Origin of the sequence: Nocardia sp. NPDC057272 (assembly GCF_042668615.1) — a bacterium.
GTDB lineage: Bacteria > Actinomycetota > Actinomycetes > Mycobacteriales > Mycobacteriaceae > Nocardia.
Map to the genome: position 1 here is coordinate 20,797 of NZ_JBHUYK010000041.1, position 24,130 is coordinate 44,926.

Sequence of the window (24,130 nt, forward strand, 5' to 3'; positions counted from 1 at the left end):
CGATCAGTTGTCGGCCCGAGCATCCAACTCGGCGAGCAGATCCAGGCTGTCCCGGTAGAGAGCCTGCTGCACCGGTTCGTCATAGGACGCCAGCGATGACCGGACCGGTGTGCGGCCCACCAGGTACTGACCGGTGATTCCCTCGCGATCCGATGCTGCGACCAGCCACGCGAGGTCCGCGCCGGACCCGCGCGGCGTGCGAACACCGGGGAGCACGACGAGGGCGCGGGCGATCGTCTTCCAGGCCAGTCGCTGGACAGCGCTCGCGTCCCTGGCCAATCCGGTTCCAGGCATCAAGCCCGGGTCGAACGCATTCACAGTGATGTCGCGTGGGGCCAACTCGCGAGCGAGGTGGTAGGCGGTCTGGAGGTTCACCAACTTCGAAGTGGTGTATCGGCGGCGGGCGTCGCGCTGTACCGATTCGGTCGGTGGCGGCGGGTAAGCGAGTTCACGGACGGTGGCGCGCAGTGGGTGCGGCATCCCGGTGAACTGCTCGGGATCATGAGTTCCCGAGGACACCATGATGATTCGCGCGGGTGCGGTGAGGTGGTCGAGAAGATCGATGACGAGGCCGAGATGACCCAGGTGGTTGGTGGCGAAAGTCGCCTCCATGCCGTCGACGGTGAGGGTCCGACGAGTGAACTGCACGCCCGCGTTGCACACCAGGCCGGACAGTGGCGGTAGGTCGGTATCGATCAGCTGGGCCACGAACGCACCGACCGCCGGGCGCGAGGACAGGTCGAGTGCCATGCCGTGCGCGCCGATCGTGGCGGCAAGTTCCCGAGTTCGCACCGCGTCGCGACCGGTGATCACCACCGTGTTGCGCGGGTCGAGCGCGAGGTTCCTGGCGCATTCGTAGCCGAGACCGCTCGTGCCGCCGGTGACGACAAACGTTCTGTCACTTGATGTCATATGGCACAGTCTGCCAGATGATGGCGTCGTGCGACACTGTCTCGATGTCGCTGCGGGAACTCAAACGGGAACGGACCAGGCAGTCCATCGTCGACACCGCGTTCCGCCTGTTCGCCGAACGAGGCTTCGACGGCGTCACCGTCGCCGAGATCGCGGCGGCCGCGGAAGTCGGCACCCGAACCCTGCACCGCTACTTCACCAGCAAAGAAGAGCTGGTCTTCCCCGAAGACGATGACCTGCGTGCCGACCTGGCCCGACTGCTCGCCGAACGCCCAGCGGGCGAACATCCCGAAACCACCCTCGCCGTCGTCATCACCCCACTGATCAGCAGATTCGGCGGCGAACAACTCGCACAGGCACGCACCCGCGACGCCCTGATCACCAGCACGCCGGCGCTACAAGCCCGCGACCTGGCCAAACAGGCCGCCGTGGAAAAGCTCATCGAACACCACCTGGCCCGCCAACTCGGCGTCGCTGTCGACAGCGACGTGCGGCCTGCCCTGTGGGCGAAGATCGGGATGGCGTGCTTCTTCTCCGCGTACCGGGTCTGGCTCCACGAAGGCGGCGACCTCGCCCAACACCTGATCGATGCCCGCACGGCGTTGGCCGAATCCGTTCCCCGACTTACGTGACGCGCCTCGCTGTCGAGTAGCTGAACGAAACGCCCGCGCCATCGACTCGGCGGATCGCTCGCCGCCGGCGAACTGATCAAGGGACCAACTTCCTCGTCAGTTCGGGCATTCATCCGGATCAGGGGATGTAATCTGGCTGCCTTCAGGGGGGATTCGCGGGAGCGGTCCCTCCAGGGAGGGAAGTCCGAATGGTAGACAGTGTCGTATCAGCCTGTGGTGCCTCGTGTTCAGTGGTCAAGCGCGGTCAGCTGCGCTCGGCTCTGATCGCGGTGTCGGCCGTGTTGGGCTTGACCGGTACTCCCATGGCGGTCGGTAGTGCGGATCCGCTGACCACTCCGCAGAACGACCCCTTCTACACCCCGCCGTCGGGCTGGGACTCGCAGGCACCGGGCGCCATCCTGAATTCGCGACCCGTCGAGGTGGCCTCGCTGACGCCACAGGCGCAGCACGCCGACGCCTGGCAGTTGCTGTATCGAACGACAGATACCGACGGCCGACCCATGGCAACCGTGACGACGGTGCTGCGCCCACGAACCGGGCAGGTCAAAGGATTGGTCACCTATCAGGCTGCCACGGACGCCTCGGCCCCACAGTGCGCACCCTCCTACGTGCTCCAGCAAGGAGCGCCGGACAAGTACGACTCCTCACTGGATCTCATTCAGATCGACCAGATGTTGTCGTCGGGTCATGCGATTTCCGTACCCGACTGGGAGGGGCCGAAGGGGACGCTGTTCACCCCGAGGCAGCCGGGTTACGCCGCGCTCGACGGAGTGCGCGCGGCCCAGGAATTCGCCCCGCTCGGCCTGTCCGGCACCGATACTCCGGTTGCCGCGATGGGCTACTCCGGCGGAGCGTACGGCACCAGCTGGGTCGCGCACGTGCAGCCGACCTACGCTCCCGAAATACGACTGGTCGGCGTCGCCATGGGTGGCGGGACAGCGCCCATCGGCAGCTACATGGGGACGCTCGATGCCGGTCCGTTCTCCGGTTTCCTGCCGTCACTCCTGCCGGGCATGATGCGCGCCGATCCACGTCTGGCGGCGGCTTTCGACAAATACCTGAAGCCTGCCGGGCAAGCGCTGATGGCTGCGGGGGACAGCAAATGTGTGACGCCGAACGTGGCTCAGCATGCGTTCCTGCGCATGGACGACTACCTGACGATTCCCTTTGCGCAACTTATCGAGCAGATACAAGAGTCGTTGGCCGAACTGGACTTCGCCCCCGCGTCGCAGACCGCGCCGCTGTTCCACTACAACGCCGTGCACGACGAGATCGTCACCATCGCGGGGCCCGACAAGGCGGTGGCACAGTGGTGCGCATCGGGGGCGCGAATCACGTATACGCGGGACCAATTGAGCGAGCACGTCAGTCTCGCGATCAGCGCGACTCCCGCGGTCCTGCGTTGGATCGATGAGCGTCTGGCAGGGCAGCCCGCGCCGGACGGTTGCTCGACGCGCACGGTGCCGTCCATGTCGCTCGGTGGTTCATAGCGCACTACCTCGACACATCCGGGCATCTATGCCTGGATACAGACGAGTCCACCCGTTCCGTGATCGCATTCTGTGATCACGGAACGGGTGGACTCGAAACTGTTTACTGCGTACCCACTGCGCACCGAACAGACCGATCAGGCCCGTTCCCGCAGGTCAGGATCACACGTCGTAGTAGAGCTCGAATTACGTACTCGGTGTTTGCTGCCGTTGGCCCCGTTGGAGGCAGTGCGCCGACCTGCGGTTCTTCCTTTGTTCCGTTGGTCGTGTGAAGCTCCAATCGGGGCCACTGCGTACCGCCTGCGTACTCGGTTCTTAGCGAGCGACCCCTGACATCGCAACCAGCATCCGCTCCAGTCCCCAGTCTGGGTCGAGGACAGGAACTTTTCGCTCCATCCATTCCGGAGACATACCGGCGATGACGTCCTTCAACGCTGGATGCAAGACTTCCGGCGCGAACACAGCCATGACGTTGTAGGGACTCTGGAAGTGGAAGTCACCCCGGCAACGCCACTCGCGCTCCCAGGCGAAATCCTTGCCTTCACCACTTTGTTCAAAGAACGGCGTGATCTTGAGTATGTCCAGCGTCGCGGGATTCAGACCCGGATCTTCGTCGCATTGCCGTCGCGCTGCCCCAGTCATCCGGTCCACGGCGCCCGTCAGCCAGGTGTATCCAGGCGTCTGATCCATGTACCAAACAGGGTTACATCCCCGACTTCGCGCGTAGCCCTTCGTGAACGCAACCCCATAGGGCCTGAACTGGCAGCCGCGCTGCTCAATCTCGCGAACCATCATCCAGCAGTGTTCGAGCGGTGTGTCTGTAAAACAGACCGTACGTTGCGTAACACTCGGGTCATTCATGGTCCGACCGTCAAGCTTCGACGCCATACCGTACGCATGGCGAGCCTCGATGACGAGCCCTTTGAGTATGCCGAACAGGTTGCTGAACGCCTCGACGTCGGTCCCCCGGGTGAAGTGCACAAGGAACGTACTCAGGTCAGACCGGCGGTAGAGCAGGTCCTGAATCCGGTCGGCCATATTTTGATCTTAGGGTCGACCAGGCCGACATCTGCCCGGCGGTCTGCCTTACTGTCTCCGCGAGTTGATGTCGATGCTTGCGCATCACGCAGCAGACCTCTTCCTTGTGGTCACTTCTTAAGCGGCAACCCCCGCCGCGCTGCACACCGACCGACTCGCAACCCGCGTCCCACACGCAGCCGCCGCGACTCACGCCACCCATCGCCCAAGCTCGTCGATACGCACCCGGCGCACCCCAGCGCGACCGCTCCCCCAACCTGGCCTATCTCTTATGGTCCTCTCTTCTCACTTCTTCTTCTCACTTCTTCACTCACAGTTACTTTCTAACAAACCCAACCACCCACCCACCTTGAACCACCCCCTCCCTGTTCCTGATTCTCTGACAGCGAAGCGTTAGAGAATCAGGAACAGGGAGGGGGTGGTTCCTGCGCCGAAGGCGCAGATCAGCAAGGGTTTTCATCGGGACCGGACCGGGACCAACCTAGTTCGGCCACTGTTCGGCCACTGTTCGGCCATCTTGTATGAATCTGCGCGGTCGGCGTCCAGCCGTTCAGCCCTGGCGCCAACCGAACTGCGGTTCGTCTCGACCCTCCGCACTCGTCGCGCAAACGGCGTGCCGGGCGGACTACGCGTCGGCGGAGTCCAAGCGGATAACCGCAACTGCTTTGTCGTCGTGGCGCTTCGAACGCGGGAGGGTCGTTCCGTTTGGGTCCGCATCCGACTCCCACGCGTGCAGATCAGCAAGCGCATCGGACAACTGCTGCGAGTCGAACTGCGCGAGTTCTTCCCATGACAGGCCGGCTGCTTCCAGGACGTCGGAGACGCCGTCGGACGCGAGGGCTACCCAGCGCACCGAGTCGACCGGAAACGTCGCGGTGACAGCCTCATTGGCGGCATCGGGATCCTCCGAAGCGATCCAGTAGCCACCCGGCGTATTGCGGTGCTGCCGCTCGCTGAGCTGCAAGTCGGACAGTAGGGCCCGATGCTGCTCATCGAATCCGTTGCCCTGCCGCATCCTTCGCCGATACTCGCTTGCTTGTGGTAAATCCAGGTCGGCCAGACGTTCGTCCGTCAGGACTTGCCGCTGCCCGTCCGCCATCCCGATGACTACAACGCTGTCTCCCAACACGAGCACTTCTACCTGGGCGGACGGTCTCGTTGATGGCTCCCTCAGCCTGACGATTGCCACTGTGCTCGAAGGCCGTACGGTGAGCGACCGCAGCGACAAGCGATCGGCCGCTGCGGTGATCGAATTCGCGAGGATGGACGAAAGCGGCTGATCGACGTCAACACGCTCACACAGTGCCTGGCCGAGTGCATTCGCGTACTCGCCGCCAGAAAGACGCTGATCTCCCGTGTGAGAGCTTGCGCCGTCGAGAACGATCGTCGACCAGGGCGTACAGAACACCCGGTCATCGTTGGCGCGCCCTGCTGCCAATCGGGCAACGTGACGCGATTGCGCATTCACCATCGGTGAGGCCCGGCGACCAATTGGGCGCGCTCGATGCCGTGGTCATCGTTGAAGTCGCACGCCACGACACCGCTCACCGAGGTGTTCCCGTTGTCGCGGTGAAGTGCAGCGAGGTTCTCGCGCAGCCACGCGACGACACCGCGGGAGCCGATGCTCGTGATGCCCGCGATGTGTACGACGATCCGACCGTCTTCGACGTGCCTCGCGAAGTAGCCGACGTCCTTGTTCGTTGGGGTCTCCCTGCGATACGGCGAGTCGAACCGTGCTCCGCTAATCCGATCCTCGATCCACCATCGCCCGGACTCCTGGACGAACCCCAACGCGGGATCTCGCTCAAGCAGAGTCCGCGCGATCGGCGCCGACTTCGGCCCGCAGATCAGGACCACATCACCCTCGGGCAGGTCGGAACGATCCGGATCGACGTCAAACCGCGTGCTCGCGAAGACAAGGTGAGTCAGCAAGCTCTCCACGTCGCCGCGGGTAGCTGTGTCGTCAGCATCGAAGTACGACCGTTCGCGACCGTCCTCGATGCCTACACGCCTCGGGATGCCGACAGCGACCGGCCCGACGCCGAAGAACGCGCGCTCTGCGGCCGGCGCGGAACTTCGGATCTGAGTGATCCGCCCAGGACTGATACCGAACTTGCTCGCGATCTCGCCGTAGGTGAGACCGAGTTCGTTCCGTGCCTCCTCGATCGCCACCTTCCGCAGCCGCGCTAGCTCGGCCGACCGCTGCTGATACAGGGTGATGAGTTCCGTAGCGCGCTGACCACGACGTAGCGGGTCGGGGTCGCGGCGTACCGCTTCGAACTCTTCGGCATCAGACACAACATTCATTTTAGGGGTCTATTGACACTCTCGGGGCATCGACCTACTCTATCTTTACCCCCCTAAAGAACGTTGGCCAACGAGTCCAACAAAGCTTTAGGGGGATAAAGAACCCATTGAGGACTCCCCGGCGGCAGCAACCGCCGAGGAGCCACACCAGCCGGAGGCGAGTTCACACCTCGCTCCGGCATCACTTCCCATCCCTCACAAGGAGTCAGAAGCATGTCCAGTGTAAATCCCTCCTCCCAGTCCAGCGGCAACAGCAACGGCCGCACCCGGTCGCGATGGGCCGGCACCGGCCTCGGCGGCGACGTCATCGCCACCGAGCAGGAACGCCGCACGATGACGCACCGGCAGTTGCAGGAGAAGTTCGGCCGCGGTACCCCCGAGTTCGCCCGCCGCCAGGCCGCACGTCGCGACGCCGCCCTCGCTTACGCCGACGCTTCCGCGCCGATCAAGGAGCGCGACCTGTCCAGCCGCGACCGCGCGGTGCCCCAGGTCGAGTACTTCCTCGACAACGGCCGCTACATGGCCACCGACGGCACCGACGTCGAACCGGCTCGCAAGGCCGAACTCGACGACATCGCCAAGCACGGCACCGTGCAGAAGAACGGCCGCGTCCGGTTCGACTACCACGACGGCCTCGACGAGTCCGAGCTGATCCAGCGTCCTCGCCGCGAGGCGGCCAAGCAGGCACCAGAGCAGCCGCGGCGGCGCAGTGTGGAGCGTTCCCGATGAGGATCATCGTCGGCGGCGAGGAACGACCCGCCAAGAAGCCCGTCCAGCGAGATCGCACCGAGCAGCGGCCCCGTGACGACCGCACCCGCGACCGAGCGTTGATGAGCTGGGTGCCGAACACCCCGCCGCGTCGCCGCAGCATCGAACGCAGCCGCTGAGTTGCCGGGAGTTTCGTAACCCTGGTCGCCGTTCTGGTCTCGCGGTTACGAAACTCCCCCTTTCGCCCGGCGCCCGCCGGAGACGTCCTGACACGTCCCGCTATGCGGTGACGAAGTCCGCCGTATTCCAATTTCGTTGGCCGACAACACCTTTCGTTGCCTACTCCAGGGAGGAAACCCATGACCACCACACACCAGCGGGCCACCACCAGCGCCCGCACCGGCACCAGCCGCAACCCTTCCCGTGACCACAAAAGGAAGGTCAAGGCTGCCGCGCGTGACGACCTGATCCGCACCATGCGCGCTGCGGGCGACTCGTACCAGGACATCCGAGACCAACTCGGCGTGACCGCCCGCACGGTCGAAAACGCGCTCGGTGAAGTCGCCGAACTGGCCGCGAGAGGCCGCACCCACGGCGACATCGCCGATTTAGTCGACCTGCCGCGTACGACCGTGCGTCGGCTGCTGTCAGACCGCAAAGAGTCCAGGTCGAACGCCCGTTACGAGCAGACCGCCCACCTGATCGCCGAGATGTACGGCGTGCAGGTCGACGTCCTAGCCGACTTCCTTGGTATCGACATCGGCCACGCCCGCAGCCTGGCGCGTCAGCTGCGCGAAGACGGTCTGATGTTGCCGAAGCTGATCCAGGTTCAGCCGGGCGAGAAGTGGATCGTACCGACTCGCGATGCCGCGTCGAGCTTCCTCGGCTGGGAGGTGCGCTCCACCTGGCGCCCGCCGCTCAAGGATGCCGAGCACTACCGCGCTGTGGCGATGGCTCGCGCGCTGCTCGTCGGCATGGAGCCCGGCGCTTGGATCTCCGAACGCCAGTTACGTCGTGAGGCCGAGTTGTCGGCGCCGCGCACCCGCGGCCGCGCTCGATACATCGGCCACATCCACGATGGTCGGTTCCTCGGCGTCATCGAGGGACATCACGGCTGGTATGCCGTGGAAGTCGAGTTGACTGCGAAGTCCGCCACGAACATGGACAAAGCACTACAGGGCGCGATCAACGCCGCACGCCACGCCGAACCCGATGCACTCGCCGGGGTGCTTTACCTGTGCCGCGGTGACGATGTGGTCCGGGTCGTCGAGGCGGCCAACCGCCGGTTGCCGCAGAACTACGCCGATGCCCTCGTCGTGGTCGGTGACCTCGATGCCGAGTGGCAGGACTTCCGCAAGACTCGGCGTCGGATGCGCGCGGCGACCCGCTCGGCGAACCCGAACCACCGGCGCCGGCGCGGCACCGATCGCCAGGACGACCAGCGATGAACGCCCGCAATGCCCACCTGTCGCCGCGACAGGCGCGCGCCCTGGCCGGGCTCGTACAGCAGCGGGCCATGCCGGTCGACGTGCTCGCCGACTTCCTCGGCTGCGGGTTGAGCCACGCCTACGAGACAGCCGCCGCCCTGCGCGGGCACGGTATGGCTCGGGAGCTGACCGCGCTGGGGTCCGGTCCGAAGTGGGTCATCCCGACCCGCCAGGCGGTGACCCGCTACTTCGGTCGGTCGCTGCCGGAGTGGACACCTTCCCCGTTGTGGTCAGTTCGTGGACGCGCCGCCGCACAGGCGCGCGTGATCCTCGGCGCGACCGGCTTCGACGACTGGACTGGTGAACGGGAGCTCTCGCTGGAGCGCACCGAGCGCGGTACCTACCCGTACGACGGTCTGATGGTGCACACCAGCAACCCGTTCGCACTGCGCACCGCCCGCGGTGTCGCCTCCCCGGTGTGGGCGGTGCGCACTGATGTCGCCCGCACCAGCAACCCGCGACAACTTGTCGCCTCCCTGCGCACCGCTGTCGCCCAGGCCGAAAACGACGGCTGCACTGTCGTCCTCTGGGTCTGCACCGGTGCGCACCGACCCGAAACGGTCTACGCCGCAGCGAAAACCATCCATTCCGACCTCGCGCTCACCGCAGCAACTCCGGACGAAATTGCCGGGCGGTACAAGCGCATCCGTGCAGTTCAGAGCCTTCCAAAGGGGGCGTGACCGATGAGTCAGCATCTCGACAACTCCACTCACCAACAGTTCAAACAGCCTGTCGCCCTGTCGCATTCAGGTGTCGCCCCGGCGACAGAGCGCGACACCGAGGCGACGCAAGGCGACAACCGGACGACACCGAGGCGACAGCAGGCGACACCGACTGTCGCCCCTGCGCACCGCTCCGGCGACACGGTGCACACCGCTATGCACCAGCGCACTGCCCACACGACACCGAACGCACCCATCCGCACCGCAAAGGAGAACGCCATGAACCCCGACCGCTTCCTTCCAGCAAAGGAGTGCGAAGTGCTGACCGGCATTCCCGAGGGGACGTGGCGCTACTGGGCGCACATCGGCCGCGGTCCGGCCAGCTTCAAACTCGGACGTCGGCGCGTATGGCGCGAGTCTGCGGTTCTTGCTTGGATCACAGAGCAGGAAGAGGCCACGTCGACCGGTGGGGCTGCCTGAACATGGCCGCACAACGGAACCGCCGCGCCGGGGTCGAAGACCTCTGGACAAAGGACGAACGCCAGCCAGACGGCACGGTGCGGCGCGTTCCGTCCAAGCTCCACGGCACGGGCAAGCGCTGGCGCGCTCGCTACGTCGATGACGCAGGCAACGAGCACACAATGCGATTCGCCCGCAAGACAGACGCACAGACCTGGCTCAACGCCCAGGTCTCCGCACTCGTCCAAGGGACACACGTCGCTCCGCGCGACATGAAGCGCACGGTGCAGCAATGGACCGAGGATTGGCTCAAGGGCTACGCGAACAACCGAGACGGGACCGTTCGCCAGGCGCGAGTCCACATCGCCCAGATCAATGCGGAGTTCGGCACAGCGCAGCTCTCCGCGATCCGTCCGTCAGCGATCAAGACCTGGACGGCCAAGCTGAAAGCGCGCGGCCACGAAGCGAGCTACATCTACGCCCTGCACAGTCGGCTATCCCAAATCCTCAGTGACGCAGTGCTAGACGGCATGCTCGCCCGCAATCCGTGCTCGAAACGCACCACCCCCCCGATGGGCAAGCAAAAGGTCTATTGCGCGACCACCGAACAGGTCTGGGCGCTGTACGACTTGATGCCTGATCACCTTCGGCCCGCGATCCTGCTCGGGGCCTTTGCAGGTCTCCGCATCTCCGAAGCGTGCGGCCTGCGGGTCTCCGAAGATGTCGACTTCATTCGGGGCATCGTTCACCCGAAACAGCAGTGGCCGGCACGCGAACTCAAGACGCCCGGTTCGGAAGCACCTATCCCGATCCCTCGCGAACTGGCGCTAATGCTGTCGGCAGCTGTCCAGAAACGGCCAGGCGAGCGTGTTCTCACCGACGACTTCGGCAAGTCCGTTCCACCGTGGCACATCGATCGGGCCCTGCGTGATGTACGCGGCGATGTCGTCGGACTGCCCGAGGAGTTCGGGTTCCAGGACTTGCGGCACTACCTCGCGTCGCTCCTGATCGCCCACGGCGCGAACATCAAAGTTGTTCAGGCCCGGATGCGCCACGCGGCGGCGAAGACCACGCTCGACACGTACGGGCACCTTTGGCCGGATACGGACGAGTCCACCCGCCTGGTGATCGCTTCTGTGATCACCGAGCGGATGGACTCGAAACCGTTTACTGCGTACCCACTGCGTACCGAACAGGCAAATTAGGCCTGTTTCCGCAGGTCAGGATCACACGTCGTAGTAGAGCTCGAACTCGTACGGGTGCGGACGCAGGTTGACCGGGGCGATCTCGTTCTCACGCTTGAGGCTGATCCAGGTCTCGATGAGGTCAGGCGTGAAGACGTTGCCCTCGGTGAGGTAGTCGTGGTCCGCCTCGAGGCGGTCGATGACCGTGGCCAGGCTGGTGGGGGCCTGAGGGATGTTCTTGGCCTCCTCCGGCGGGAGCTCGTAGAGGTCCTTGTCGACCGGGGCCATCGGCTCGATCTTGTTCTTGATGCCGTCCAGGCCGGCCATCATCATGGCGGCGAAGGCCAGGTACGGGTTGCCCGAGGAGTCAGGCGCGCGGAACTCGATGCGCTTGGCCTTCGGGTTGTTGCCGGTCACCGGGATACGCACGGCGGCCGAGCGGTTGCGCTGCGAGTACACCAGGTTGATGGGGGCCTCGTAGCCCGGCACCAAACGGTGGTACGAGTTGACGGTCGGGTTGGTGAACGCCAGCAGCGACGGGGCGTGGTGCAGGATGCCGCCGATGTAGTGACGCGCCAGATCCGACAGGCCACCGTAGCCGGCCTCGTCGTGGAACAGCGGCTTGCCGTCCTTCCACAGCGACTGGTGCACGTGCATGCCCGAGCCGTTGTCGCCGAAGAGGGGCTTCGGCATGAAGGTGACCGACTTGCCGGCCTTCCACGCGGTGTTCTTCACGATGTACTTGAACAGCTGCAGGTCGTCCGCCGCCGAGAGCAGCGTGCCGAACTTGTAGTTGATCTCGGCCTGACCGGCGGTGCCGACCTCGTGGTGGCCGCGCTCGAGCTCGAAGCCCGCGTTCTGCAGGTTGGTCGAAATCTCGTCGCGCAGGTCGACGTAGTGGTCGTACGGGGCGACGGGGAAGTAGCCACCCTTGTTGCGGACCTTGTAGCCGAGGTTGCGGCTGCCGTCCGGGTTGAACTCCTTGCCGGTGTTCCACGAACCGGAGACGGACTCGATCTCGTAGAACGAGCCGTTCATGCCGGAGCCGTAACGGATGCCGTCGAAGATGTAGAACTCGGCCTCGGCGCCGAAGAAGGCGGTGTCGGCGATACCGGTCGAACGCAGGTACTCCTCCGCCTTGCGCGCGATGTTGCGCGGGTCGCGGGAGTACGCCTCACGGGTGAACGGGTCGTGCACGAAGAAGTTCAGGTTGAGCGTCTTCGCGGCGCGGAACGGGTCGATCCGGGCGGTGCTGAAGTCGGGGAGCAGGAGCATGTCCGACTCGTCGATCGACTGGAAGCCACGCACCGAGGAGCCGTCGAACGCCAGACCCTCTTCCGCCAGGTCGGCGGTGAACGCCTTGGCCGGGATCGAGAAGTGCTGCTGGACGCCGGGCAGGTCGGAGAAGCGGATATCGACGTATTCGATGTCCTCTTCCTTGATGTACTGGATGACCTCTTCGGCCGTGCTGAACGTCACTTGCTCTCCTTACGAATCGGTTCCCAGCCAGTCGCGATGCTGGCCCTTTCGAACGACCTGCGCGCAGTCGCTACGAAGGGGTTCGTCGCGACCTGACGCTAAGGACGCGGTGTTTCCCAACAGTCAAGGCTATGTTTCGCCAGTGTTACGCGAGCCGGATGCCTGGGTGATGTCAGCCATCCGGGCGCGATCTTCACGCTAATCCTGCCATCCGCGTGATCCCACGCTGACGTGACCTCCATTAATGCGGTCGTGGGCGACCGATCGCGCGCCACTATCCTGGGTCCCATGGCGCGTATTACCGGCACATGGCTATCCGGATCCCCGGGCGAACCCGGCGACTCGGACATCTCCGGCTACCCCGGTGAGCTGTACGGGCTGCCGCGCGAGGGAGCGGGATCGCTCGCCCCGACGTGGCGACGGGTCGTCGCGCTGTTCATCGACTGGTTCATCGCCGTCGGGATCGCCGCGGTGATCACCCGAAGCTTCGTGTCGTCGTCGGTGCCGCTGCTGGTGTGGTTCGTGGTCGGCGTGGCCGCGGTGACGCTGTTCGGGTTCACCCCGGGCCAGTACTTCATGAAGCTGCGGGTGCTGCGCATCGACGCTCCGGTGGCGGTGGGATTCGTGCGCGCGCTGGCCAGGCAGGTACTGCTGGTGTTCGTGGTGCCCGCGCTGTTCACCGATGCCGACGGTCGCGGCATGCACGACCGGGCGACCGGGACGGCGCTGGTCAACGCTCGCTGAGCCGTTGGGCCCGCTCGTAGCCGCGCGCGGCCCTACGATCAGGCCGTGTCACTGAATCCGGCCATGTTGGCCGTACGTTTTCTGCTCGAATTGATCGCCATCGCCTCGTTCGGCGTCTACGGATGGCGCGCCTTCGACTCACCATGGCGGTACCTGCTCGTGGTGGTACTGCCGATCGCGGCCGCGACGCTGTGGGGCGTGTTCACCCTGCCCGACGATCCGGGACGCGGCGGCGGTTCACCGGTGCCCGTCTCCGGCCCGGTCCGGCTGCTCGTCGAGTTCACGGTGCTCTTCGGTGGCGCCGCGGCACTGTGGGCCGCTTCGCTGCCGCGCCTGGCGTTGATCTCGGCGGCTGTTCTCGTCGGTTACCACCTACTGGCATACGACCGGGTTCTGTGGCTGCTGACAGGCCGCTCGCCCAACGCCTGAAACGGCGCGAGCCCGTCACCTGAGAAGGTGACGGGCTCGCGGCGGGAGTGGGTCAGCGGCGACGGATCGCGCGCTGCATGCCCTTCATCTTCGCACCGGGGGGCATCGGGCCCTTCGGCATCGCGGGACCACTGCGCGAACTCAGGGCCGAGAGCCTGCCCTCGATCTGGTCGATCCGCTTGACGTCGATGTTGCGCGGCAGCTTGGTGAGGTATTTCTGCAGCTCCTTGAGGGGAGTCTGACCTTCCTCGTTGCCGACGATCACTTCGTAGATGGGGGTGTCACCGACCAGGCGGGCGGTGCGCTTCTTCTCCTGCTGAATGAGCGATTTGACCCGCTGCGGCGAACCCTCGGCGACGAAGATCACCCCGGGCAGGCCGATGACGCGGTGCACGGCGTCGAGCTGGGTGGTCGCGGCGACGCCGTTGGCGACCCGCCACTTGCCCTGCAGGTTCTCCAGCACCCACGCCGCGGCGCCCGCCTGGCCCTCGGCCTTGCGGTACACGTTCTTCTGCACGCGGCGCCCGAACAGGATGAATGCCAGCAGCACACCCAGCAGCAGACCCAGCGGCAGCAGGAACCACTGCATGTCGAAGATCAGCCCGATGAGGAAGAAGACCACCGTGGTGCCGACCAGTGCGCCGATCATCAGCGGCAGCAGCGCCTTGTCTTCCTTGCGCTGCATGTTGAACGCCTGCCACAACTGCTGACGACGCTCGCGTGATGCCTGCTTACGGGCCGCTTTAGCCGCGGCCCTGGCTTCCTTCGACGGCTTGCCGCCCTTGCCTCCTGCCATGGTGTCAGCTTAGATGGCGCGCCGCCGGGGCGTCTGACCGCATCACACCGCGCGACGATCCCGGCGTTTCGGGCACGTTCGGCGGGCGTGGGCCCTCGCCACGGGCCACAATGGCTGAGATGCGCCCGATCACCGAGAACCCCACCCCGGCCCCCGTCACCGAGGGCGTCGATGACGAGGTCGCCCAGCGGCTGGCTGTCGCGCTGCAGTGCGTGACGGTGTCGACCGAAGATCCCGCGCACACCGCCACCGCGGAGTTCGCGCGCCTGGCCACCCACCTCGAGACATCGTTCCCCCGCGTGCACGCCGAACTGACCTTGACGACCTTCGGTCACAGCAGGCTCTACCGCTGGGAGGGCGCCGAGCCGGGTGCGGTGTCGGCGATCCTGCTCGCCCACCAGGACGTGGTGCCGGTCGACGACGCGCAACGCTGGACCCATCCCCCGTTCGACGGTGTCGTCGACGACGAATTCATCTGGGGCCGCGGCGCGATCGACGACAAGAGCCGCGTGCTCGCCGTCCTGGAAGCGGTCGAGTCGGCGCTGGAAACCGGAATTCGCCCGCGCCACACGATGTTCCTCGCCTTCGGTCACGACGAAGAGGTCTTCGGCGACGGCGGCGCGGTCCGGATGGCCCAGCACCTGCGCGACCAGGACGTGCGCGCGGAGCTGCTGCTCGACGAGGGCGGGGTGATCACCGACGGCGTCGCCGACGGGGTCGACCGGCCGGTGGCCAGCATCATGCTCGGCGAGAAGGGCTATGCGACGGTACGGCTTTCGGTCACCGAGACCGGCGGGCACTCCTCGATGCCCGGCAAGCAGACCGCGGTGGGACGGCTGGCACGCGCGGTCGCGCGCGTGCAGGACCATCCGATGCCACTGCGGCTGACGCCGGTGATCAGCGACATGCTCGCCCGCATGCGTGAGGCGCTGCCCGAACCACGACGCCGGCTGCTCGAGCTCACCGACGCACGTGGGCTGTCCAAACTGGCCGGACCGCTCGTCGCCCGCATCATGGCGACGGGCCCGACCACCGAGGCGCTGGTGCGCACCACCACCGCGCCCACCGTGATCAGCGGCGGGGTGAAGGCCAATGTGCTCCCGCAGAGCGCCGAGGCGCTGGTGAATTTCCGTATCCTGCCCGGTGATTCGGTGGCAGCGGTGCTGGCGCACTGCACCAGGGTGATCCGCGATATCGGCGTGGCGATCGACCTCGTCGGGCCCGCGTCGGAGCCCTCGCGGTTCCACGGGCCGGGTCCGGCGTTCGACATGGTCGCCGAGCTGGCGTCGAGCGTGGTGCCCGGGATCGTGACCACCACCGGGATCGTGCCCGGCGCCACCGATTCACGCCACTACGACGGCCTGGCCGCGACCCGCTGCAATTTCGCGCCGATCGTGTTGACCGCGGCGGATCTGGAACGGATCCACGGAACCGACGAGCGGATCTCGCGACTCAACTACGCTCGGCTGATCGAGTTCAACCGGCGTCTCATCGAGCGGCTCGCCGCGGCGCCCGAAGCAGGAGGAGCGCCCCGATGACGACCGACACCGGCGAGTTCGCGGGCCACGGCGGCAAGATCGCCTGGCGCGCATGGCAACCGGAGTCCGCACCGCGCGCGGTGGTGGTGCTGGTGCACGGCGTCGCCGAACACTCGGGCCGCTACGAACACGTCGGCACCGCCCTGACCGAGGCCGGCTTCGCGGTCTACGCGCTCGACCACATCGGGCACGGCCTGTCCGAGGGCCCGGCGGCCAATATCGGTTCGATGCAGGGCGCCGCCGACAATGTCGCGACCCTGCTCGATCTCGCGGGCGCCGCCCATCCCGGTGTCCCCCGATTCCTGCTCGGGCATTCGATGGGCAGCCTGGTGGTCCTGCACCTGGCGACCCGTGGACCGGTCGACGTCGCGGGCATCGTCGTGTCCGCGCCGCCGCTGGACATCCCGCTCGGCAATCCGCTCCAGCGCCTCGCCGCTCCCCTGCTCACCCGGTTCGCACCGAATCTCGGTGTGCTGACCCTGGATTCGTCCACGATCAGCCGCGATCCCGAGGTGGTGCGCGCCTACGACGACGACCCGCTGGTGTTCCGCGGCAAGCTGCCCGCGCGCACCGCGGTGGAGATCCTGCAGCACACCGCGCTGGTGAAGCAGCGTCTCGGCGCGCTCACCGCGCCGCTGCTGGTAGTACACGGCACCGCCGACGTGATCGCGTCACCGTCGAGCGCCGATCTGCTCGAACGTGACGCGGGCTCGACCGACGTGACAGTGCTGCGCTATCCCGGGCTCTACCACGAGGTGTTCAACGAGCCCGAGCGCGCGAAGGTGCTCGGCGATGTCACCGACTGGCTGTCAACCCATGTTACCGGTCAGTAAGTTTTTGCTCGGGCGACACTAGTAGACTTACCACTCATGACCACGTCTACCGGCGCCGTTGCCTTCATCCGCGCCAGCTGGCACAGCTCCATCGTCAACAAGGCGCACGAGGGCTTCCTCGCCGAATACACCGGCTTCGGCTTCGATCCCGAGGTCGTCGAAGTGTTCGACGTCCCCGGCGCCTTCGAGATCCCGCTGCATGCCCAACGCCTGGCCCGCACCGGCCGCTACGACGCGATCGTCGCCGCTGCCCTGGTCGTCGACGGCGGCATCTACCGCCACGACTTCGTCGCCTCCGCGGTGATCGACGGCCTGATGCGCGTGCAGCTCGACACCGATGTGCCGGTGTTCTCGGTAGTGCTCACCCCGCACCACTTCCACGAGCACAGCGAGCACGTGGACTACTACACCAACCACTTCGTGACCAAGGGAGCCGAGGCTGCCCGCGCGGTGGCGAACACCCTCAGCTCCCTGCGGTCACTGCCTACAGCGCGCTGACTACTTGAACTGGTTCAGGCAGGCCTGCTCGCCGCTGAGGACGCCGGTGCGGAACGCCTCGAGGCGCTGATATCCGCTCGGCACCACCTTGCCGTTGACGTCGGAGGCGGCGAGACCGTCGGCGAGCAGGCCCGAGACCGCCTCGTCGAGGTCACCGGCCGACAGGCGCGGATCGCTGTTCGGCTCACTGAGTTTCGTGGTGAGCACGCCCGTCAGGCACGCCGTGCGCAGGCCCGCCGACTCGGCGCCCGACAGCGACAGCTTGCGATCCTGCTGCACCGCGAGGGCATAGCGGGACACGAAGACCGCGGCCGCGTTGTAGTCGCCGGTGACGACCGCTGACAGCGGCTCCTCCTTGGCACTGGACCCCTCCCCCGCGCGCCTGGCCATGGCGGGGACATCGGTGCCGATGGTGTTCGAGCCCGGGCAGTAGGAGACCGGCTCGGTGGTGGTCGTCGACGCGCAGTTGCGGGTGACGCCGGCGTAGTCGAACTTCGGCGCGGTCTTCACCGGCATCGACTTGCCGAGCTGGGCCGCGAGGGTGGTCAGGGTCTCCTTGTTCACCGGCAGCTGCTCGTCGCGCTCCCCCTCTTCGAAAGTGACGGGCAGACCAGCGCGACGCTTCTCGATCTCGTCCTCGTTGATGTCCTTGCACGACTTGGCGCCCTGGGTGTAACCCATCTGCACCGCCGTCACCCGTTCGAACGCCGAACCGTGCACGGCGTCGGGATCATTGGGGTCGCGGTCGCGCACGGCGACGGTCGCGCCGAGCACACCGTTGAGCCCGTCGGTGGTGTTGAGCGTGAAGTGCTTCGAATTGCCCTCTGCCACATGGCGAAGGAACACACCGGCCAGGCAGTCGGCCTGCTGCTCCTTGACCAGCGCGTCGGTGAGGAACCCGCGCAACAGGTCGGCCTGGGACTGGATGGCGTGCCCGTATTCGTGGGCGAGCACCATCACCACCGACATCTCCTTGTACTTGTCGACCAGCAGCGGCAGCAGGACGGTGCGGTCCCAGCCGATGGTGTGGTCGAGCGGGCAGTACGCGGCGTTCACCAGCTTGTAGGTGCTGCTCTTGCAGAACTGCACCGACTCCGACTCCGGCGCTTTCGCCGACCATGAGATGTACTTCGAGGCGGGCTTGAAATTGCCGCGGAAAGTCTTGGAATACTCTGTCTGCCAGTACTCTTCGATGTCGGCGATGGCGTTGAGAGCGAGCTTGTCGATCTTGCCGTTGTCGCCGTTGTCGGCCTTCTTGTCGGTGTCGGGCACACCGGGACGCGACCCGCTGGGACCGGTGGACGACGCCGCGCCCGCCACCTCCCATGGATTGTCCATGATCGGCTGCGCCTGGTCGCTCGCGACAGTTGTCGCCCCGCAACCGGATACGAGCATGCCGATACTCATCAAAGCTGCCATGGTCGCGCCGAACCGATGTCTTCTCATGCGCTGTCCTCCCCAAAATGACGCGGACGCCTAGCGGTCCGCGATCGAGCGCTCACATGGTAAACGACCGCTGTCACAGGTCCATTCGGATCGTGGCCAGCACCGCGCGATGGTCGGAGCCGGGGATGGTGAGCGTGCGGATCTGTTCGGCCACCCCACCTGCGACGAGGATGTGATCGATCCCGATCACCGGTCCCCACCGGCGATCCGCCGGGTAGGTGAGCAGGACACCGTCGCCGGTCTGGTCCGCGGCCGAGGCGAACGCGCCGTCGAGCAGCGCGCGATACGCCGAATGATCGTGCGTGGCATTGAAATCCGCGCCGACGATCGCCGGCGCGCTGGTCGCCGCGAGGATCTCGTCGACCCGGCGCATCTCGGCCGACCAGGCGCCGAAGTCGAGGTTCGGCGGAATCGGATGGAAGGCGAAGACCGGCATCGGTCCACGCTGTGGATGTTGCATCGTCGCGGAGATGTTGCTCATGATGAAGCCGTCGTATTTCTTGGTGTCGCGCAACGGGTATCGGCTGTAGATGCCGGTGCCGCCACCACCGGACTGCGCCGGTTCCAGGTAGGAGTAGGGCAGTCGTTCTTCGAGTCCGGCCACACGCAGACCCGTGATCGAGTCGATGGTCAACTCCTCGACGGTGAGCACGTCGACGTTGTTCTCCCGCACGGCACCGACCACGGCGACCGGATCGGCCTTGCCGAACAGGATGTTCGACTGCATCACCACCAGTTCCGGCCCATCGGCAGCCCTGGCCTCCGGAATGTAGGACGGCACCACCAACCACGCGACACCGGCCAGCACCACTGCCGCCGCCCCCGAGCTGCGCCAGCCTCGGGCGAGCAGCAACAGCACCAGCCCCACGACCGCACCGAGCATCAACCACATCGCCCCCGACGCCAACAGCACCATCGACTTCTGGCGCCAGTCCACGACATGCAACACGATCCCGGCCACTGCCGCGACCACCGCGCCCCACCCCAGGACGAGCAACGCTCGCTCCACCCATTTACGCATCATGAGGTCACCCTAAGCGGCGCCGCTTTCAGGTCTCTTGCGGCTGTCTTGGGAACTCCGCGAGGACCTACACTGGCCGCCGGAAGGGAGGTGACCGTGTACATCGAAGAATTCTCCGCCGCGGGTCCACTCACCGAGCGGGCCGTAGAGGAGCTGATGACCGTCGCGAACAAGTACACCTCGGCGATCACCCTGACCGTCGGTGAGCGCACCGTGCAGCTCCCGGTTCTCCCGGTCTGCTGGGATGAGCTGCGTGTCGGCGCGGGCACCGCGATCACGGTCGAGGCCGACCGCGGCTACCGACCGGCCGACCTCGAGGACCGCACCGCGCTGACCGACTTCGTCTCGACCTTCCAGCGCGCGACCGGTAGGCCCTAGAGCGGCAGGCCTGCCTCGATCCAGTTGTAGGCCTGGATCTTTCGGGACTCGGGATCGTTGACCACCTGGTTGATGAGGTCGTTGATCTGATCGGTGGACAAGGGGTAGCCGTAGTGTTCGGCCGCGCCCGCCGACGCCCACAGGGAGGCGAACAATCCGGGCCCGCCGAGGAGGTGGGACAGCGCGGTGGCGACCTCGTCGACGGTCTCGATGACGCCGTGAACGAGCGCGATCGCGATGTCTTCGTCGCCGGGCGGCATGCCGGGGGCCAGCGCACCGGATTCGACGGCCCGCTGAGCCAGCCACGCACGCGGGACCAGCGGGCTCGGGCCGATGGCGTCGCCGAGGTAGTAGCGCCATTCGCCGGGGTTGCCTTGGTCGAAGGCGTGGATGTAGAAGGTGCGGGTGAGCGCCCACAGAGCGATGTAGCGCAGGGCGAGCTGTTCGGGACCGAGCAGCGCGTCGGGGCCCTCGGCGCGGTCGCGCTCCAGCAGGTTCCAGGCGAAGCGGAACCAGACCTGTTCGGAATTGCCGACCCAGGTGGCGGGCAGACGGTCGGCCAACGCGGCCAGATCGCCGACCGGGCCGTCGATGCCGCTGTCGCCGGAGGCTTCCACGCGCAGGTTGTCGACATAGCCGCGCAGGGCGTCGACAGAGGTGAACACCGCGTAGCCCAGCTGGGCGAAACGGGTGAGGTCGGCATTGGACGGCTCGAGCACGAGCACCACCGGCATGCCGACGCCCGGCTGCAGGCCCTCGGGCCAAAAGGCTTCGGCGACAGCGAGTTCGCGGCCGGTGACCGGGTCGGAGACCTCACTGTCGAGCAGCGGGAAGCCGAAGCCGTCGGCGACGAGATCGTCGACGAGCGCGTTGACCTGGTCCACCGCGGGATCGCCGATGGTCACCCCGGCCACACCCACCGTCAGCAGGGTCGGGCGGTGCAGTTTGCCGGTGCGCAGCTTTTCGAGGAACGCGTCCGCCGAGGCGGAGAGCATCTTGCGGCGGGCCCGCAGGAACTCACGGTAGTTCTCCACCCGCCACAGCGACGGATCGGTCGGAATCCACTGCGAGGCGAGCACACCCGGGTTGCGCCGTTCCACCTCGGCGAAGTAGTCGGCGGGCTCACGCTCGCCGAGCTCGGCCTCGGAGCCGGGGCCGAGGAAGCAGAAGTTGGCGATCGCGTTGATCTCGTTGCGTTCGTAACCGGCATCGCGCAGCAGGGTTTTCGGGAACAGGTAGTGCACCTGCACCGGGGTGCGCTCGCCGAACTGCTCGATGCCGAGTTCGGTCCCGGTGCCGAGATCGCGGGAACCGTCGACGCGGGTCAGCATGTACAGCAGTGGATAGAACCGGGAACCGCGAGTGGCACCGGCGAAATCGTCGGCGCACAGGTCGAGCGAGCCACCGCGCAGCCGTTCCAGCGAGCCGATCAGCGCGTTGATACCGCCGCGTTCGAGCGTGTCGTAGTCCTGTTGCAGGAACGTCTCGGTGGAGCCGCTGAACCGGCCCCAGAGCGCGGAATGCACGTACCAGTACAGCACCCGGTCGCGGTGCAGGTCGTCGTCGAAGCGGCCGCCGTTGAGAAACAGCAGGCGGGTGATCACGGGAATCGCATAGCGCCCCATCAGGACTCGGTCGTGGTCGAGGCCGAGCCGGCCCGCCACCGTGTCGAGGAAGGTGTCGACCTGTTTCGTGGTGGCCACCAGGGCCTGCTCGAATTCCGCGGGCGCCAGATCGCCGAGGGCGTCGAAGTGCGCGCGGCCGTTGCCGACGGCGATCACGTTGCGCAGCAACCAGTCCAGGGTGAACGTGTAGCCGTCTTTGTCCCAGCGGATCAGGTGGTCGCGCAGGTTGCCGCGGGCCTGCGGCCACTGCGCGCACAGGGTGGCCAGCGCGAGGTCGCCCTTGGACAGTTTGGTGCCGCCGGAGTTGACCCGGTTGAAGATGTCGACCACCTCGTCGACCGTGCGATCCGATCCGGTGATGGTCTCGACGTTGAACTCGCGGTTGGCCACCTCGCGAACCTTGTTCAGCCGATCGAGATAGAGGGCAAGGGTTTCCGGTGACTCGTCCGGGAACCTGGCCAGGTAGTGCATCGGCCCCTGGGCGAACAGTTCGGTGATGTCGATCCAGGCCGGCGCGGTGTCGCGGCCGGGCACCTGGAATTCGAAGAGCTCACGCTCGACATCGAAATGCAGACCGGTGAAGGCGATCTCGTCGCCTTCGAAGAACGACGGCGCTGTCCCGCGCATGATCCCGTACAGGGTGGTGATGCGTTGCTGACCGTCGAGCAGCAACTGGCGCAGCCCCGAGCCGGTCGTCGACCCGCGTACCGCGATCTCCTCGGACCCGGTCTCCCACACCAGCAACCCACCGACCGGATACCCGAGGTACAGCGACCGCATGAGTCCACGCACCTGGTCGCGGTTCCACACGTAGCCACGCTGGAATTCGGGCAGCAGCACAGCACCGGAGTCGATCTGGTCGAGCAGGGTGGACAGACGTGTCACGGCAGCCTTTCGATCGAGATCCGGTGGCAGACAAGCGCCCCATCGTTGCACGAATCGTACCGACACATCCCGACATGCCAGCGGCCGAACGGAACTGGCGCGATTACTCCATCCCGGACACCGCGGCCCGGAAGGCGTCCGAAGCGTAGAACGGCGCCAGCCTGCGACGCAGCACGGTGTCGAGATAACCGCGCTCGTCGAGTGTTTCGAGGACCGGCGGGCCGAAACGCAGCGCCTCCTCGAGCATCTCCGCGCGCCCTACGCCCAGCTCAGCCAGTAATTCGGCAAGGGGGGTGTCGCCGTATTTGTCGAAGACGTGGTCCACGCCCTCGTCGAGCAGGGCACGGAAGTAGTCGGTATCGCGGAAGGTGCGCCAGAATTCGAAGACGAGCACGACGATGTCTTCGACATCGGTGGCCGAGACCAGATCACGGAACGAGCCGACCGCGTCGCCGGTGTGTTTGCGCCAGGTCTCGCGCGCGCTGTCGAGCAACACCTCGTCGGCGTCACCGCTGTTGCCGCGCAACACGAATCGCGCACCGGTGCGGGTGAGCCTGCCGACGCCGTGCTCGATCGCGGGCATCGCCGGTTCGGCCAGGCGCGACAGCGCACCGCGCAGCGTCCGGGCCAGGCCGCCGCCTTCGGGGTGCAAACCGTCGTCGACCGCGGTGACCACCGCGCGCTGGACCGCCTCGACGCACGCGTCGACGGTCACCGGGCTGTTGAGCACCAGCCGCACCAGCCGGTGGGTGAGATCCAGATCGGCGACGCCGTCGACCAGCTCGTCGAAGCGGCGGGTGTCGACGAGCTCACCCACCTCGATCTCGTCGTTGGCGCGATGGTTGTACAGGCGGGTGGCGATCTCACCGACGAGTTCGGGAATCGCGCCCTCGACGGGAACCTGGACGGCGAATTTGTGCGCGACCGCTTTGATCTGCTCACGGGTCACCGCCTGCGCGAGGGTCAGCTCCGCGGCCTCCTCGAGCGCGCCGTCGATCTCCTCGGTGACGAACTCGAGGAACCCGGCGGGTTCACGCAACTGCTGCTTGGTGAACGCCACGTGCGCGTCGAGCACCCGCATGGCCAGGTCGACGTGCCCGCCACGCCCCGCGTTCATCTCACCCATACCGCCCAGATTGGCACAGTCCGCGACGCGATGTGAAAGGGGCGCAGGCATTGGTTGCCAACGGACGCAACACGCCGGTTTTCCACGGCATACGCCGCCCACATCGCGGTGTGACAGATCGCAAGGCGCGGTTTGCTGGCGAGTATGGCATACTGGGTTGCTGAGACTGGGCTGATCGCAAGTGATCGCCATGGCTCACCTACGGAAAAGACTTTTAAAACATGACTCAAGGCACCGTCAAGTGGTTCAACGGCGAAAAGGGCTTCGGCTTCATCGCCCAAGACGGAGGCGGCCCCGACGTCTTCGTTCACTACTCGGCTATCGGCGGCTCGGGCTTCAAGTCCCTCGAAGAGGGACAGCGGGTGGAGTTCGAGGTCGGCCAGGGCCAGAAGGGCCCCCAGGCCCAGGACGTCCGCGCCATCTGATTTCGGCGTGAACTGAAAAAGCCCCGCA

The 24,130-nt window shown here is 66.2% G+C and carries 25 protein-coding genes; 15 read left to right on the forward strand and 10 right to left on the reverse strand.

Going from position 1 to position 24,130, the window contains the following annotated elements; genetic code table 11:
* Positions 1-3 precede the first annotated feature (3 nt).
* On the reverse strand, positions 4-912 hold the full coding sequence (locus ACFULV_RS32795) for an SDR family NAD(P)-dependent oxidoreductase (protein WP_378663583.1): 909 nt from the start codon (positions 910-912) through the stop codon (positions 4-6).
* A 44-nt stretch (positions 913-956) separates the two neighbouring features.
* Between ACFULV_RS32795 and ACFULV_RS32800 the strand changes: the two genes are divergently transcribed.
* Positions 957-1,544 (forward strand): TetR family transcriptional regulator, encoded by a 588-nt coding sequence (locus ACFULV_RS32800; RefSeq protein ID WP_378663585.1) that lies wholly within the window; start codon positions 957-959, stop codon positions 1,542-1,544.
* 230 nt (positions 1,545-1,774) lie between these two features.
* A complete protein-coding gene (locus ACFULV_RS32805) occupies positions 1,775-3,034 on the forward strand; it encodes a lipase family protein (RefSeq protein WP_378663588.1) in 1,260 nt (419 codons plus the stop codon).
* A gap of 315 nt (positions 3,035-3,349) precedes the next feature.
* Here the strand turns inward: ACFULV_RS32805 and ACFULV_RS32810 are convergent, their stop codons facing one another.
* The 3 genes from ACFULV_RS32810 to ACFULV_RS32820 form a co-directional block, all read right to left on the reverse strand.
* On the reverse strand, positions 3,350-4,072 hold the full coding sequence (locus tag ACFULV_RS32810) for an abortive infection system antitoxin AbiGi family protein (RefSeq protein ID WP_378663591.1): 723 nt from the start codon (positions 4,070-4,072) through the stop codon (positions 3,350-3,352).
* A gap of 625 nt (positions 4,073-4,697) precedes the next feature.
* Positions 4,698-5,510, reverse strand: a complete 813-nt coding sequence (locus tag ACFULV_RS32815) for a hypothetical protein (protein ID WP_378663594.1) — start codon at positions 5,508-5,510, stop codon at positions 4,698-4,700.
* Positions 5,511-5,536: 26 nt separating this feature from the next.
* Positions 5,537-6,370 (reverse strand): helix-turn-helix domain-containing protein, encoded by an 834-nt coding sequence (locus ACFULV_RS32820; RefSeq protein WP_378663597.1) that lies wholly within the window; start codon positions 6,368-6,370, stop codon positions 5,537-5,539.
* Positions 6,371-6,592: 222 nt separating this feature from the next.
* Between ACFULV_RS32820 and ACFULV_RS32825 the strand changes: the two genes are divergently transcribed.
* From ACFULV_RS32825 to ACFULV_RS32850, 6 genes are all read left to right on the forward strand, one after another.
* Entirely contained in the window at positions 6,593-7,108 is a 516-nt protein-coding gene (locus tag ACFULV_RS32825; protein WP_378663600.1) for a hypothetical protein, read from the forward strand.
* Complete coding sequence (locus tag ACFULV_RS32830) at positions 7,105-7,266, forward strand: hypothetical protein (RefSeq protein WP_378663602.1); 162 nt, start codon at positions 7,105-7,107, stop codon at positions 7,264-7,266. Before ACFULV_RS32825 ends, ACFULV_RS32830 begins: the two co-directional genes overlap by 4 nt.
* Before the next feature lie 180 nt (positions 7,267-7,446).
* On the forward strand, positions 7,447-8,535 hold the full coding sequence (locus ACFULV_RS32835) for a hypothetical protein (RefSeq protein WP_378663605.1): 1,089 nt from the start codon (positions 7,447-7,449) through the stop codon (positions 8,533-8,535).
* Entirely contained in the window at positions 8,532-9,254 is a 723-nt protein-coding gene (locus tag ACFULV_RS32840) for a hypothetical protein (RefSeq protein WP_378663607.1), read from the forward strand. Before ACFULV_RS32835 ends, ACFULV_RS32840 begins: the two co-directional genes overlap by 4 nt.
* 261 nt (positions 9,255-9,515) lie before the next feature.
* The gene (locus ACFULV_RS32845) at positions 9,516-9,716 is read left to right on the forward strand and encodes a helix-turn-helix transcriptional regulator (RefSeq protein ID WP_378663609.1); all 201 of its coding nucleotides are present in this window, start codon (positions 9,516-9,518) and stop codon (positions 9,714-9,716) included.
* A gap of 2 nt (positions 9,717-9,718) precedes the next feature.
* Complete coding sequence (locus tag ACFULV_RS32850; protein WP_378663612.1) at positions 9,719-10,900, forward strand: tyrosine-type recombinase/integrase; 1,182 nt, start codon at positions 9,719-9,721, stop codon at positions 10,898-10,900.
* A 21-nt stretch (positions 10,901-10,921) separates the two neighbouring features.
* On the opposite strand, the gene glnA is transcribed toward ACFULV_RS32850, so the two are convergent.
* Positions 10,922-12,358 (reverse strand): type I glutamate--ammonia ligase, encoded by a 1,437-nt coding sequence (gene glnA / locus ACFULV_RS32855; protein WP_358072623.1) that lies wholly within the window; start codon positions 12,356-12,358, stop codon positions 10,922-10,924.
* Positions 12,359-12,646: 288 nt separating this feature from the next.
* Between glnA and ACFULV_RS32860 the strand changes: the two genes are divergently transcribed.
* Positions 12,647-13,102, forward strand: coding sequence for an RDD family protein (locus ACFULV_RS32860; protein ID WP_056821067.1), 456 nt, complete (start codon positions 12,647-12,649; stop codon positions 13,100-13,102).
* Positions 13,103-13,147: 45 nt separating this feature from the next.
* Positions 13,148-13,531 carry a YrdB family protein gene (locus tag ACFULV_RS32865; protein WP_378639201.1) on the forward strand — a complete coding sequence of 128 codons (384 nt, stop codon included), beginning with the start codon at positions 13,148-13,150 and terminating at the stop codon, positions 13,529-13,531.
* 52 nt (positions 13,532-13,583) lie between these two features.
* Here ACFULV_RS32865 and ACFULV_RS32870 read toward each other — a convergent pair whose 3' ends face one another.
* On the reverse strand, positions 13,584-14,327 hold the full coding sequence (locus ACFULV_RS32870) for a DUF4191 domain-containing protein (protein WP_056821069.1): 744 nt from the start codon (positions 14,325-14,327) through the stop codon (positions 13,584-13,586).
* Positions 14,328-14,446: 119 nt separating this feature from the next.
* Between ACFULV_RS32870 and ACFULV_RS32875 the strand changes: the two genes are divergently transcribed.
* The 3 genes from ACFULV_RS32875 to ACFULV_RS32885 are packed head-to-tail and all read left to right on the forward strand — an operon-like array spanning position 14,447 to position 17,196.
* Positions 14,447-15,865, forward strand: coding sequence for a M20/M25/M40 family metallo-hydrolase (locus tag ACFULV_RS32875; RefSeq protein ID WP_378663616.1), 1,419 nt, complete (start codon positions 14,447-14,449; stop codon positions 15,863-15,865).
* Complete coding sequence (locus tag ACFULV_RS32880) at positions 15,862-16,698, forward strand: alpha/beta hydrolase (protein ID WP_378663619.1); 837 nt, start codon at positions 15,862-15,864, stop codon at positions 16,696-16,698. The genes ACFULV_RS32875 and ACFULV_RS32880 overlap by 4 nt, the downstream gene beginning before the upstream one ends.
* Positions 16,699-16,734: 36 nt before the next feature.
* On the forward strand, positions 16,735-17,196 hold the full coding sequence (locus tag ACFULV_RS32885; RefSeq protein WP_378663622.1) for a 6,7-dimethyl-8-ribityllumazine synthase: 462 nt from the start codon (positions 16,735-16,737) through the stop codon (positions 17,194-17,196).
* Here ACFULV_RS32885 and ACFULV_RS32890 read toward each other — a convergent pair whose 3' ends face one another.
* On the reverse strand, positions 17,197-18,642 hold the full coding sequence (locus tag ACFULV_RS32890) for a metallopeptidase (protein ID WP_378663625.1): 1,446 nt from the start codon (positions 18,640-18,642) through the stop codon (positions 17,197-17,199).
* A gap of 73 nt (positions 18,643-18,715) precedes the next feature.
* A complete protein-coding gene (locus ACFULV_RS32895) occupies positions 18,716-19,666 on the reverse strand; it encodes an endonuclease/exonuclease/phosphatase family protein (RefSeq protein ID WP_378663629.1) in 951 nt (316 codons plus the stop codon).
* Between the two features lie 93 nt (positions 19,667-19,759).
* Between ACFULV_RS32895 and ACFULV_RS32900 the strand changes: the two genes are divergently transcribed.
* Positions 19,760-20,041 (forward strand): hypothetical protein, encoded by a 282-nt coding sequence (locus ACFULV_RS32900; protein WP_378663632.1) that lies wholly within the window; start codon positions 19,760-19,762, stop codon positions 20,039-20,041.
* On the opposite strand, the gene ACFULV_RS32905 is transcribed toward ACFULV_RS32900, so the two are convergent.
* Both ACFULV_RS32905 and ACFULV_RS32910 read right to left on the reverse strand, forming a co-directional pair.
* Positions 20,038-22,551: a DUF262 domain-containing protein gene (locus ACFULV_RS32905; protein WP_378639186.1), complete on the reverse strand. Its 2,514-nt coding sequence runs from the start codon at positions 22,549-22,551 to the stop codon at positions 20,038-20,040. The genes ACFULV_RS32900 and ACFULV_RS32905 overlap by 4 nt on opposite strands.
* 103 nt (positions 22,552-22,654) lie before the next feature.
* Complete coding sequence (locus tag ACFULV_RS32910; protein WP_378663634.1) at positions 22,655-23,677, reverse strand: hypothetical protein; 1,023 nt, start codon at positions 23,675-23,677, stop codon at positions 22,655-22,657.
* A gap of 221 nt (positions 23,678-23,898) precedes the next feature.
* On the opposite strand from ACFULV_RS32910, the gene ACFULV_RS32915 reads away from it, so the two are divergent.
* Positions 23,899-24,102, forward strand: coding sequence for a cold-shock protein (locus tag ACFULV_RS32915; protein ID WP_056821080.1), 204 nt, complete (start codon positions 23,899-23,901; stop codon positions 24,100-24,102).
* The last annotated feature ends 28 nt before the right edge of the window (positions 24,103-24,130 follow it).